10 protein-coding genes are annotated in these 12,699 nt (G+C 69.2%); 7 read left to right on the top strand and 3 right to left on the bottom strand.

Features of this window, described 5'->3' with window-relative positions:
- Nucleotides 1–144 precede the first annotated feature (144 nt).
- The 4 genes from fadI to K8640_RS00820 all read left to right on the top strand — a co-directional run bounded on the left by fadI (nucleotide 145) and on the right by K8640_RS00820 (nucleotide 5,544).
- Nucleotides 145–1,446 carry an acetyl-CoA C-acyltransferase FadI gene (fadI, locus tag K8640_RS00805; RefSeq protein WP_223745336.1) on the top strand — a complete coding sequence of 434 codons (1,302 nt, stop codon included), beginning with the start codon at nucleotides 145–147 and terminating at the stop codon, nucleotides 1,444–1,446.
- The gene (fadJ, locus tag K8640_RS00810; RefSeq protein ID WP_223745337.1) at nucleotides 1,446–3,677 is read left to right on the top strand and encodes a fatty acid oxidation complex subunit alpha FadJ; all 2,232 of its coding nucleotides are present in this window, start codon (nucleotides 1,446–1,448) and stop codon (nucleotides 3,675–3,677) included. Before fadI ends, fadJ begins: the two co-directional genes overlap by 1 nt.
- 65 nt (nucleotides 3,678–3,742) lie before the next feature.
- Complete coding sequence (locus tag K8640_RS00815) at nucleotides 3,743–4,876, top strand: mannosyltransferase family protein (protein ID WP_141322909.1); 1,134 nt, start codon at nucleotides 3,743–3,745, stop codon at nucleotides 4,874–4,876.
- Complete coding sequence (locus K8640_RS00820) at nucleotides 4,873–5,544, top strand: class I SAM-dependent methyltransferase (protein ID WP_223745338.1); 672 nt, start codon at nucleotides 4,873–4,875, stop codon at nucleotides 5,542–5,544. Before K8640_RS00815 ends, K8640_RS00820 begins: the two co-directional genes overlap by 4 nt.
- Nucleotides 5,545–5,770: 226 nt before the next feature.
- Here K8640_RS00820 and K8640_RS00825 read toward each other — a convergent pair whose 3' ends face one another.
- Both K8640_RS00825 and K8640_RS00830 read right to left on the bottom strand, forming a co-directional pair.
- Nucleotides 5,771–6,619, bottom strand: a complete 849-nt coding sequence (locus K8640_RS00825; RefSeq protein WP_223745339.1) for a ChbG/HpnK family deacetylase — start codon at nucleotides 6,617–6,619, stop codon at nucleotides 5,771–5,773.
- A 7-nt stretch (nucleotides 6,620–6,626) separates the two neighbouring features.
- Nucleotides 6,627–7,415: a glycosyltransferase family 2 protein gene (locus K8640_RS00830; protein ID WP_223745340.1), complete on the bottom strand. Its 789-nt coding sequence runs from the start codon at nucleotides 7,413–7,415 to the stop codon at nucleotides 6,627–6,629.
- A 132-nt stretch (nucleotides 7,416–7,547) separates the two neighbouring features.
- Between K8640_RS00830 and K8640_RS00835 the strand changes: the two genes are divergently transcribed.
- The 3 genes from K8640_RS00835 (at nucleotide 7,548) to K8640_RS00845 (ending at nucleotide 11,695) form a co-directional block, all read left to right on the top strand.
- Entirely contained in the window at nucleotides 7,548–8,489 is a 942-nt protein-coding gene (locus K8640_RS00835; protein WP_223745341.1) for a diguanylate cyclase, read from the top strand.
- 168 nt (nucleotides 8,490–8,657) lie between these two features.
- Complete coding sequence (locus K8640_RS00840) at nucleotides 8,658–10,238, top strand: ATP-binding protein (protein WP_141322904.1); 1,581 nt, start codon at nucleotides 8,658–8,660, stop codon at nucleotides 10,236–10,238.
- On the top strand, nucleotides 10,235–11,695 hold the full coding sequence (locus tag K8640_RS00845) for a sigma-54 dependent transcriptional regulator (protein WP_141322903.1): 1,461 nt from the start codon (nucleotides 10,235–10,237) through the stop codon (nucleotides 11,693–11,695). Before K8640_RS00840 ends, K8640_RS00845 begins: the two co-directional genes overlap by 4 nt.
- Nucleotides 11,696–11,852: 157 nt before the next feature.
- On the opposite strand, the gene K8640_RS00850 is transcribed toward K8640_RS00845, so the two are convergent.
- Nucleotides 11,853–12,308, bottom strand: a complete 456-nt coding sequence (locus K8640_RS00850; RefSeq protein ID WP_141322902.1) for an SMI1/KNR4 family protein — start codon at nucleotides 12,306–12,308, stop codon at nucleotides 11,853–11,855.
- Nucleotides 12,309–12,699 lie beyond the last annotated feature (391 nt).

Here is a 12,699-nt window from a genome sequence, read left to right on the forward strand (position 1 = left end):
CCCCCTCCGCCCCGTGGCTCCCTCGCTGGAGGAGGGAGCGCGCCAAGTGCTCGCGGATTGACTCTTGAATCAACAGAGGGTTGACGCGCCGCATCAGCGCTCATTAGAAGTGCCCCACTCGACGTCCAGGAGGGTGAGGCACACATGGCAAGCCAGAAGCGCAACAGTCACCGGAGGGTGGCCATCGTCCGGGGGCTGCGGACGCCGTTCGTGAAGGCGGGCACGGTGTTCTCCGGGCTCACCGCGCTGGACCTGGGACGGATGGTGGTCCAGGAGCTGGTGCAGCGCTCGGACCTGGACCCGAACGTCATCGACCAGCTCGTCTTCGGGCAGGTGATTCCGACGCTGACGGGGCCGTCCATCGCGCGCGAGGTGGTCATCGCGGCGGGGCTGCCGCTCAAGATTGAAGCGGCCACGGTGACGCGCGCGTGCGCGACGTCCATCCAGGCGCTGACGACGGCGGGCAACGCGATTGCGCTGGGCTACTCGGACGTGGCCATCGCCGGGGGCACCGAGGCGATGTCGGACCCGCCGGTGTTCACCAGCCGGCCCCTGGCGCACGCGCTGGCGGCGGCGTCCAAGGGGCGCTCGCTGAGCGAGAAGCTCAAGCCCTTCCAGAAGCTCAAGGCGCAAGATTTGGTGCCCGTGCCGCCCGCCATCGCCGAGTACTCCACGGGCCTGTCCATGGGGGAGAGCGCGGAGAAGATGGCGAAGGAGAACGGCATCTCCCGCGAGGAGCAGGACCGCATCGCGCTCTCGTCGCACAAGAACGCGGCGGCGGCGTGGAAGGACGGCCGCTTCGACGACGAGGTGATGCACGTGTCGGTGCCGCCGAAGTACGAGCAGACGGCCACGCGCGACAACATCATCCGCGAGGACACCAGCCTGGAGGCGCTGGGCAAGCTCAAGCCGGTGTTCGACCGGAAGTACGGCACGGTGACGGCGGGCAACGCGTCGCCGCTGACGGACGGCGCGGCGGCGCTGTTGCTCATGAGCGAGGAGCGGGCGCGGGAGCTGGGCTACGAGCCCCTGGGCTACCTGCGCTCATACGCGTACGCGGCCACGGACCCGGGCGACCAGCTGTTGCAGGGGCCGGTGTACGCGGTGCCCACGGCGCTGGCGCGCGCGGGGCTGAAGCTGTCGGACATCGACCTCGTCGAGATGCACGAGGCGTTCGCCGCGCAGGTGGCGAGCAACCTCCAGGCGCTGGCGTCGAAGAGCTTCGCGAAGAAGGCGGGCTGGGCGGAGCCGGTGGGGGAGGTGGACCGCGAGCGGCTGAACGTGACGGGGGGCTCCATCGCCATCGGTCATCCCTTCGGGGCGACGGGGGCGCGCATCGTCACGCAGGCCCTCAACGAGCTGAAGCGTCGGAACAAGAACACGGTGATGTGCACCGTCTGCGCCGCCGGCGGCCTGGGCGCCGTGGTGGTCCTGGAGCGTGCGTGATGGCCATCCAACTCGAAGAGCTTCAGGCGAAGCAGGGCTTCTCCCTCCAGGTCGAGGACGGCGTCGCCGTCGTCACGTTCGACCTGCCGGACTCCGCCGTGAACACGCTGAGCCCGGAGGTGGGCGCGGCGTTCTCCCGGCTGCTGGACGAGGCGGAGCGCGAGGCCGACGTGAAGGCCCTGGTGTTCATCTCCGGCAAGAAGGACAGCTTCGTCGCCGGGGCGAAGATTGACTACCTCCAGACGCTGAAGACGGCGGAGGAGGCCACCGCGATGAGCCAGCAGGGGCAGGCGGGGTTCGACCGGCTGGAGGCCTTCCCCAAACCTGTCGTGGCTGCCATCCACGGCGCGTGTCTGGGCGGCGGGCTGGAGTGGGCGCTGGCGTGCCACTACCGCATCGCCACGGACAGCGCGAAGACGACGCTCGGCCTGCCGGAGGTGCAGTTGGGCCTGCTTCCGGGCGCGGGCGGGACGCAGCGGCTGCCCGCGCTCATCGGCGCGCAGGCGGCGCTGGACCTCATCCTCACGGGCAAGAACGTCAAGCCGGCGAAGGCCCGCAAGCTGGGCATCGTCGACGAGGTGGTGCCAGTGCCCATCCTGCGCGCCATCGCGGTGCAGCGCGCGAGGGAGCTGGCGGCGGGCTCGCTCAAGCCGGTGCGCGCGCACGGCCAGGGGCTGAAGTCAGTGGGGCAGAAGAAGGGGCTCGCGGGCTTCTTCCAGGGACTGGCGAACAAGGAGCTGTGGGCGGAGGTGGCGCTGGAGGACAACCCGCTGGGGCGCAAGGTCCTCTTCGATGCGGCCCGGAAGCAGCTGCTCAAGAAGACGCGCGGCAAGTACCCCGCTCCGGAGAAGGCCCTGCGGGTGGTTCGCACGGGCCTGGAGTCCGGGCGCGAGGCGGGGCTGGCGGCCGAGGCGAAGGCGTTCGGCGAGCTGGTGATGTCGGACGTCTCCAAGCGGCTGGTGGAGGTGTTCTTCGCGACGACGGCGCTGAAGAAGGAGAACGGCACGTCGGACGCGAGCGTGAAGCCGCGCGAGGTGAAGAAGGTCGCGGTGCTGGGCGGCGGGCTGATGGGCGGGGGCATCGCCTACGTGGCTGGCGTGCTGCAGGGCGCGCAGGTGCGCGTGAAGGACAAGGACGACGCGGGTGTGGCGCGCGCGCTCAAGCAGGTGCAGGGCATCCTGGATGAGCGCGTGAAGAAGCGCTCGCTCACCTGGCGCGAGGCGGCGGCGAAGCAGGCGCGAATCACCGCGGGCACCGACTACAGCGGCTTCAAGTCGGCGGACCTGGTCATCGAGGCGGTGTTCGAGGACCTGAAGCTCAAGCACCGCATCCTCGCGGAGGTGGAGGCCGTCACCGGGCCCGACGCCATCTTCGCGTCCAACACCTCCAGCATCCCGATTACCGAGCTGGCCAAGGGCAGCAAGCGGCCCGCCCAGGTCATCGGCATGCATTACTTCAGCCCGGTCAACAAGATGCCGCTGTTGGAGATCATCACCCACGCGGGCACCGCGGACCAGGTGACGGCCACGTGCGTGGAGGTGGGGCGCAAGCAGGGCAAGACGGTCATCGTCGTCAACGACGGGCCGGGCTTCTACACCTCGCGCGTCCTCGCGCCGTACCTGAACGAGGCGGCGTACCTGCTGGCCGAGGGCGCGGACATCGCCGCCCTGGACAAGGCGCTGGTGGAGTTCGGCTTCCCGGTGGGACCGATGACGCTGCTGGACGAGGTGGGCATCGACGTGGCCCACAAGGTCGGCCCCATCATGGAGGCGGCCTTCGGCAAGCGCATGGCCGCGCCCAAGTCGCTGGACGGCGTGGTGGCCGACGGCCGGCTGGGCCGCAAGAGCCAGAAGGGCTTCTACCTCTACGAGAACGGAAAGAAGAAGGAGGTGGACCCCACCGTCTACGGCCTGTTGCCGCACGGCAAGGAGCGCAAGGGCTTCGATGCGTCGGAGATGGCGGAGCGGCTGGTGCTGCAGATGGTGAACGAGGCCATCCGCTGCCTGGGCGAGGGCATCCTCCGCAGCGCGCGCGACGGCGACGTGGGGGCCATCTTCGGCCTGGGCTTCCCGCCGTTCCTCGGCGGTCCGTTCCACTACGCGGACGCGCGGGGGCTCTCGGAGGTGCTGCGCAAGCTGGAGCACTACCAGGACAAGCTGGGTGAGCGCTTCACGCCCGCGCCGCTCCTGGTGGAGATGGTCAAGGAAGGCAAGACGTTCTACCCGCGCTGAGGCGTGGGTTCCCGCCGCTCCGGTGCTTGACCGGGGCGGCGTTCTGGGACCAGCCTGCCGGCCGAATGGCCCGCTCCGCGTCTCGCACCATCGCCCTGGTCGTCCTGGTCGCCGTCCTGCTCTGCAGCGCCGCCGCCGCGGCCGGGGCGTGGCGCTACTTCCACAAGAATCCGCAGAACCCCGTCGTGCGGCTCGACGAGTACGTCACCATGGGCTGGGTGGCGTGGGATTCGAGCTGGTACATGCGCATCGCGCAGGACGGCTACCAGTACACGCCGGGCGAGCAGAGCTCGGTGGCCTTCTTCCCGCTCTACCCGCTGCTCATCCGCGCGGTGGAGACCCTGGGGCCCAACGTCTATCAGGCGGGGGTGCTCATCACGCTGCTGTGTGGCCCGCTGGCGCTGGTGATGTTCACGCGCTGGGCCAGGCTGCTCGCGGACGAGGACACCGCGCTCAAGGCGGGCCTCTTGATGGCGATGTACCCGTTCACGATGTACTTCTACGGGGCCATGTATTCGGACGCGCTGTTCGTCCTGCTGGTGGTGACGTCCTTCGTGCTCCTGGAGAAGGGGCACCTGGGGCCGGCGGTGCTGGTGGCGGCGGTGGCCACGGCGGCACGGCCCGTGGCGCCCGCGGTGGTGCTGGGACTCCTGGTTCGCAGGCTCGAGTGGAAGCACGCGCGGGGCGAGAAGTGGACCGCGGTGGACTTCCTGCCGGTGCTCTCGGGGGTGGGGTTCGGCTGCTACATGCTCTACCTGTGGCACCAGTTCGGAGACCCGTTCGCCTTCGTGAAGGTGCAGGGCGCGGCGGGGTGGGCGCAGACGCCGGGGTGGAGGACGTGGCTGAAGGTGTCGTGGTTCGAGCACGTGGTGCTCAACCCCACCGACAAGCGCGAGGCGTTCCGGCTGGCGGCACACGCGTTCTTCACGCTTCTGGCGCTCGCGCTGGTGTGGCCCACGCGCAAGCTGCTCGGGTGGGGGTACGCCGTCTACGTGCTGGCCATCGTCGGGCTGCCCGCGTGGTCCACGAAGGACTTCATGGGGATGGGGCGGTATCTGCTGTCGTCGTTCCCCGTGTTCCTGACGGGGGCGATGCTCTTGCGTGAGCGGCCGCGCGTGCTCCAGGGGGCGCTGGCGGTGGGCGCGGTGTCGTTGCTCGTGTTGTCGTGGGCGTTCGGCGCGGACTACTACATCTCATGAGCACGCTCCTCGACGAGGCCCTCGCGTTGTACTCCCGGCTGCCCGCGGCCGAGCGGTTCCATGTGCATGCGCGTGCGTCCTCGGCGCCGCTGCTCGCGGTGGTGGAGCGCATGCCCGCCGGTGGCACGGTGGCGGACATCGGCTGTGGACACGGGTTGTTGTCCGCGCTCTTGGCGCTGTCGGACCCGAAGCGCGAGGTGCACGCGGTGGATCCGGACCCGCGCAAGGTGGGGTGGGCGCGCGAGGCGCTCGCGGGGCTGCCGCGGGTGAAGCTCGCGGAGGGGACGTTGGAGGATGTGCTCGCGCCCGCGCTGCCGGGGACGTGTGAGGCGGCGGTGGTGTGCGACGTGCTCTACCTGTTGCCCGAGGAGAAGTGGCCCGGCTTCCTGCGCGCGACGCGCGGGCTGCTTCGCCCCGGTGGGCGCCTGTTGTTGAAGGAGGTGGAGGGGGATGGCTCCTGGAAGCACCGCAAGGCGTTGGCGCAGGAGTGGGTGATGGTGTCGCTCCTGGGGCGCACGAAGGCGAGCGGGGGCATGGTGCTCAAGCCTCGCTCGGCGATGCGAGCGCTCTTGGAGGATGCGGGCTTCACGGTGCGCGAGGTGGTGGACCTGGGACGTGGCTACACCACACCTCACGTGCTCTACGTCGCGGAGGCGAGTGCTCCGTAGTCGCTGGGGCCTCACGGTGCGCGAGGTGGTGGCGTCGGGCGCCACTACGTCCTGTGGGCGCTACGTCCGCGGAGGCGGAGTCCCCTCGGCGGGCACAGGGGCGAGGTGAATACGCCGAGCCGTAGAGCGCCATCGCACCGAGGCGCGCGTTGCTCATGCGAGGTGGCTGCAACGCGCGCAACCATGCGCAGCGGAGGCGCGGGGCATCCACGCCATCGCACGTGCTCTACGTCGCGGAAGCGAGCGTCCCGTAGGAGTGGAGCTGGATGCCTCGCTCGGCGAGCCGCGCCTTCACGCGGGCACTCGTGAGCGCCTCCAGCTCCGCCTGCCAGCCGTAGGTCCACGCCGGGTCCTCGGGCACCTGCGGTGTGCCCTCGCCAGGGTGACAGCCCACCTCGAAGTCTCCCGCCGGCATCGCGTCCAGCACCGCCAGCAGCGCGGCCTCATCCAACCGGCCCGCCTCGAACACGCCGCCCGCGCTCACCCTACGCACGCCGTGCCGAGCCCGGGGCGCCGTGCGCGCCAGCACCGTGAGCAGCGTCGTCTTCAGCGCGGGGCCCGGCGTGCGCAGCCACCGCGCGCGGGGCAGGGCGTCCGGCCAGCGCACGGGGAGCCGCTCCCGCGCGGCCATCGCCTCGACCATCGGCCGGATGCCGGGCAGCAGGTGCAGGTGCTGGTGTCCATCCAGGTGGTCCACCACCACGCCCAGCTCCCGCGCGCGCCGAAGCTGCGACTCCAGCTCCAGCTCCACCTCCGCGCGTCGCACCTTGCCCGTCAGCCACGCCTTCGCGAACTCCGCCCAGCTCGCACGCAGCCGCCCGTCAGGCGCCACCGTGGGGACCCGGTGGGCGCCCGCCGCGGGCTCGAGCCGCGTCGACAGCGCCAGGTGCAACCCCACCGCGAGCCCTTGCCCGCGCGCGCGCGTGGCCGCCTCGGGCGCTGTCGGCCCCATGGCGAGCAGCGTGGCGCTGGTGACGATTCCCTCGCGGTTCGCGCGGAGGATGCCCGCGTCCAGGGACGGGTGCAGCCCCAGGTCATCCGCGTTGACGATGAGGCGCCGGGGCCGCGTGCTCACGGACGACTCAGCCCCGCGCCGAGCGGCTGTTCGCGGTGCGCAGCGGCTGCACCGACGGCGGCAGGCGCACCGGCTGCGACGGCGGCGCGGGCTTGCGCGTCTCCGGGTAGAGCTTCACCAGCTCCTTCACCATCTTCACGATGACCGACGGCGAGGCCAGCGTGGACACGCCACGCGTGCGCGGGAAGTAGTCCACGCCCATCTGGAACACGCGGAAGCCCTTGCGGATGGCCTTCACCACCAGCTCCGCGTCGATGAACGAGCCCTGGCTCTTGAGCTCCATCGACTCCAGCACCCGCCGGTGCATCACCTTGAAGCTGAAGTTGACGTCCTTGATCTGGATGTCGAACAGCGCCCGGATGAGCATGTTGTAGACGAACGAGTAGACGATGCGCTTGGGGCCCTCGCTCGTGCGGTCGAACCGGAAGGCGCAGATCATGTCCGCCTCCAGGTAGTCCATCAGGTGCAGCGAGCGCTCCAGCTCCCGCAGGTCCCACGGCAGGTCGATGTCCGAGTAGACGACGATGTCCTTGGTCGACGCCGCCAGCCCCGTGCGCATCGCCCCCCCCAGCTTCAGGTTCACCGGATGGTTGATGACCCGCAGCTGCGGAATCCGCTTCGCCATCCCTTCCGCAATCTCCTGCGTGCGGTCCGTCGACGCGTCGTTGACCACGATGATCTCGAAGTCGTCCGTCAGCTGCGGCAGCGCCTCCAGCGCCCGACTCACCGCCCGCTCCACGTAGTCCTCCTCGTTCCATGCGGGGAGGAAGAGGCTGATGCTGGGGTACTTGGCCACGACGGACCTCGATGCTCGGAGAAGGGGATTCCGGGCGGCTCGGTAGCAAGGCCCGGGTCCTAAATCAATCAGGGGGCTCCCACTCGCGAACACCCCTGTGCTACCGTGGAATCACCATTTTACGGGGACACTGTGACCTCTAGGCCTCATACCCTGCTGGTGGTGGATGAAGCGGAGTCAACCCTGGCCCGCCTCGCGAGGGCCCTCGGTCCGGAGGACTACTGCCTCCGTCTGATTTCCCCGGGCCCGGAGGTGGGTCGGCTGGCGAGGGAGGTGGACCTGGTGGTGTGGGTGGGCGGAAGACAGGTCACCGGTGACTGGCTCGACAAGCTGCTGGGCCAGGAGGGCCCGCCAGGTCCTCCGGTGATGGTTCTGACCCCCCGGGAACCTCGCGAGTCTTGGCTGGAGGCGCTCACCCGCGGCGCCGAGGTCATGTTCGACCCATGGGACGTGGAAGAATTACGGGCGCGGGTGGCCCGGTGCCTGACGGTCCACGCCCGATTTTCGCAGTTATCCAACCAGGTGGGTGAGCTGCAGCGGCTGTCCTCGACGGACGGGCTGACCGGGGTCCACAACCACCGCCACTTCCAGGAGCGGCTGCGCGAGGAGTTCCGCCGGGCCCAGCGCTACGACGACCCGCTGTCGCTCATCCTCATGGACCTGGACCACTTCAAGCAGGTCAACGACAGGCACGGCCACACCACGGGGGACGGCGTCCTGAGAGAGGTGGCGGCGGCCCTCCAGCAGAGCGTGCGGGAGACGGACCTGGTGGCCCGCTACGGAGGCGAGGAGTTCGCCGTCCTGTTGCCCCGGACCCACCTGACGGGCGCGCTCACCGTGGCGGAGCGTGTGCGCAAGGATTTGGCGACCCTACAGGTAGGGCCCCAGGGCTCGCTCCGGGTGACGGCATCGCTGGGCCTCTCCAGCTTCCCCCACCGCACCGTCCTCAGCCCCGAGCAGCTGCTGCTCACCGCCGACGAGGCCCTCTACCGGGCCAAGGCGGAGGGCAGGGACAGGGTCTGTCTCCACTCTCAAATGCCCCTGCTGCCGCCCAATCCCTCGCAGGGCGAGTGACCTGGGTCAAAGACCCTGGGGTAGTCTTGACCCATAAGGGTGGGGGGAGTCTAGGATGACCCCGCTCCTCGATTGTCGGGGAGTCGAATCATCCCGTGATTCCATGGGTTTGCGGCGCCCCACCGGCTGGCAGACACATTGCAAATGTCATGGGACGGAAAGAATCCCATGGGCCCCCTCGCCGCACAGATCACCCAGACGGAAGCAGCGCCGCGCGGGCGGCTGCTGCTCGTGGACGACGAGGAGAACATCCTCAAGTCCATCCGGCGGGTGCTGCGCCGGGGGGACTGGGACATCGAGACGGCGACGGACGCGGAGCAGGCGCTGCGCACGGTGGAGGCGTTCCGCCCCGAGGTCGTCATCTCCGACTTCCGGATGCCGGGCATGAACGGGGTGGAGTTCCTCACCCGGGTGAAGCAGCAGGAGCCGCGCGCCCAGCGCATCATGCTCACCGGCCAGGCGGACCAGCAGGCCATCGAAGAGGCCATCAACCGCTCGGAGATCTTCCGCTTCATCTCCAAGCCCTGGAACGACAGCCACCTGGTGCTGACGGTCAAGAGCGCGTTCGAGCAGTACGCGCTGCAGGCGGAGAACGAGCGGCTGTACCGGGTGACGACGGCGCAGAACGCGGAGCTGAAGCTGCTCAACGCGGACCTGGAGGAGCGCGTCGCTCAGCGCACGCGGATGCTCAGCCAGGCCAAGCGCGAGTGGGAGCTGTCGTTCGACTGCATGGAGACGCCCCTGTGCGTGGTGCGCGGGCGCGACTTCGCGGTGCGGCGGGCGAACCTGGCGTACGCGCACGTGGCGGGGCGCTCCATCGAGCAGATTCCGTCCGACATGGCCTGCTACCGGTATCTCTTCGGTCGCAACGAGCCGTGCACGGGCTGCCCGCTGCCGGCGGCGATGGAGAGCGGCAAGGGCGCGCGCGGAGAGGTGCAGCAGGGGGGCAGGACGTACGTGGTGGCCGCCTACCCCATGGCGGGGGACGAGCGGGTGGTGTGCACCTATCGCGACGTCACCGAGGAGCAGGCGATGACGCGCCGGCTCATCGAGACGGAGAAGATGGCGGCGGTGGGGCAGCTGGCGGGGGGCGTGGCGCATGAAATCAACAATCCGCTGGGGGGCATCCTGGCCTTCGCCCAGCTCATGTCCCGCGACGCGGGCCGCAGCGACGCGGACCTGGAGTCCCTGGGGCTGATTGAAGAGAGCGCGCTGCGGTGCAAGCGCATCGTCGAGAGCCTGCTGAAGTTCAGCCGGCACAGCCGCGTGGAGGACCGGCGGCTGTTCGACTTGTCGCGGTGCGTGGAGGACGCGGCGGTGCTCTTCCGGGCGCAGCTGAAGACGACGCCGCGCGCGGAGCTGTCGCTCGATTTGAAGGACGGGCTTCCGAAGGTTTATGGCGACCCGGGCACGCTCGCGCAGGTGGTGTTGAACCTGCTGCAGAACGGCCTGCAGGCGCTCCCAGAGCGTGTCGGCCAGCTCAAGCTGGAGACGGGCCGTGAGGGTGACCGCTGCTTCTTCGCGGTGACCGACACGGGGTGCGGCATCGAGGAGAAGCACCTGCCGCGCATCTTCGAGCCCTCCTTCACCACCAAACCCCCCGGTGAAGGCACCGGGCTGGGCCTGTCCATCGCGTACCGCATCGTCCAGGACCACGGGGGCAGCTTCCACGTCGACACCCAGGTGGGCGCCGGCTCCCGTTTCACCGTCTTCCTGCCCATTCCCCTGCAGCTCGAGAGGTTGCCGTGAACCAAGTCAAGCGCGCCAAAGTCCTCGTCGTGGATGACGATTCGGTCGTCCTCAAGGCCGTGACGCAGATTCTCCAGCGCGAGGGCCACCCGGTGGTGGCCATTGATGACGCGGTGGAAGGTCTGACGGCGGCCAAGGACCCGACCATCGACGTCGTCGTCCTGGACATCAAGATGCCGAACCTGTCCGGCATGGACCTGCTCCGTGGCATCAAGGCCGAGCGCCCGGACGTGGAGGTCATCATGATGACGGCCTTCGCCACCGTGGAGACGGCGGTGGAGGCGGTGAAGGCGGGCGCGTACGACTACCTCACCAAGCCGTTCGAGAACATCGACGAGGTGAGCCTCACGGTGGCCAAGGCGGCCGAGCGCAAGGCGCTCAAGGACCGCACCCGCGCGCTGGAAGAGGCGCTCACCGTGCGCAGCCAGTTCGAGGACCTCATCGGCCAGTCGCCGCAGATGCGCTCGGTGTTCAAGCTGGTGGAGACGGTGAGCCACTCCACGGCCACGGTGCTCATCCAGGGTGAGAGCGGCACGGGCAAGGAGCTGGTGGCGCGCGCCATCCACTACCGCAGCTCGCGCAAGGACAAGCCGTTCGTCGCGGTGAACTGCTCGGCGCTGACGGAGACGCTGCTGGAGAGCGAGCTGTTCGGCCACGTGAAGGGCAGCTTCACGGGCGCCACGGGCAACAAGAAGGGCCTGTTCGAGGCGGCCGACGGCGGCACCATCTTCTTGGACGAGATTGGCGACGTTCCGCCGGCGACCCAGGTGCGACTCTTGCGCGTCCTCCAGGAGGGCGAGGTCAAGCGGGTGGGCGCCAACGAGCCGGTGAAGGTGGACGTGCGCGTCATCGCGGCCACGCACGTGGACCTGTCGCGGGCGAAGGAGCAGGGCAAGTTCCGCGAGGACCTGTTCTACCGGCTCAACGTCATCACCATCGACCTGCCGCCGCTGCGGGACCGTCCGCAGGACGTGCCGCTGCTGGCGCACCACTTCCTGAAGCTGTACGCGTCCAAGGCGGACAAGAAGGTGACGGGCATCTCCCCGCGCGCGATGGAGGCCCTGACCTGCAACCGTTGGACGGGCAACGTGCGCGAGCTGGAGAACGTCATCGAGCGCGCGGTGGTGCTGACGGGCAATGACGTCATCGACGTGGAGGATTTGCCGCCCGGCTTCCAGTCGGCGCCTCAGGCCGACTCGGCGGTGGAGGTGTTCAGCCTGGCGCACCTGCCGTACGCGCAGGCCAAGCGCCTGGCGATGCGGGCGTTCGAGCGGCGCTACCTGTCGGCGCTCCTGGAGAAGAACAACCAGAACGTCTCCAGCGCGGCGCGCGCCGCGGGCGTGGACCGCTCCAACTTCCGCCGGCTGCTCAAGCAGTACGAGGTGGCGGGCCGCTCCATGAAGCCGCGCGTCCTCAAGGACGACGAGGGCGCTGAGCCGCTCGAGGCCGCGTCGTAGTCACGACGGGACGAACTGGATGAACTCCTGGCGCTGGTGAGGGACTCCCTCACCGGCGCCTGTTCGTTTCGGAGGGCTGGTTTCTCGGGAAGTGGGGACTCCTGGCTCGGAAGAGCCTTACGAAGTGGCTCTTTTGAGCCCTTGAGCCCCCAGCAGGTCACTTCTCTGGCAACCACCAGAGTTGATTGCCGCTGCGGAGTGTCTTCTCCAGCCACGCGCCGAAAGAGGGGGCAATCTCTTCCACCCTTCGGGGGAAGGCCTCGTGCCATGCATCAAGGATGCGGTACGGCTTGCCGGGCCGGGCCACGTCGATGAGGTTGTAGTCGGAGTCCCCGAGATAGATGAGCGTCCACCAGGACGAGGCGCCCATTGCGTCGTCGTCCGTACCTCGCATGGCCACGCGTGCGCGCCGGATTTCCTCGAGTGGGAGGATGCGAAACTTCTCGTCCGGGCGAGGCTCGAACAGGGTGGCCCCGTCGAAGCACGAGTAGAAGGCGCGCAGGTCGTCATCAAGGCGCCAGCCGACCCGGGCCTCGAACGCGGCAATCTGCCTGGGTGTCGCCGGGGCATTGGGAAAGTGGCTGGCCGCCACCTCTTCGAGTAGCGCGCGCATGTGTCAGTCCGAGTATGGCCGGTCCGGGCCCGGGGTGCGCCAGCGGGGATGGCCCGCGTAGCACTGGGGGTAGGCCTCGTTGATGACCTGGTGGACTTCCGGGTGCATGGGCAGCACGTTGTTGCGTGCTGTCGGATGCCCTCCGTGGAGCAGGTCGTGGATATGGTGGCCGGGCCAGTTATCCCCACCGGGGATACGCGGCCATGCTCCGAACTCCTCGGTCCAGGCGTTGCGGTAGCCTTGTCGCGCGCCATTCCACACACGTCGGAGTGCGGACGCGTCGGGCACTTCCGCGTAGTCGCAGCAGCAGTGGGTGATGGCAAGCCGTCCGCCGGCTTCCGCCGGAAGCAGGAGGAATCGGCCGCGCCAGTCACCCTTGATGTCCGCGAGC

It is taken from the genome of Myxococcus sp. XM-1-1-1 (genome assembly GCF_020037095.1).
GTDB lineage: Bacteria > Myxococcota > Myxococcia > Myxococcales > Myxococcaceae > Myxococcus > Myxococcus fulvus.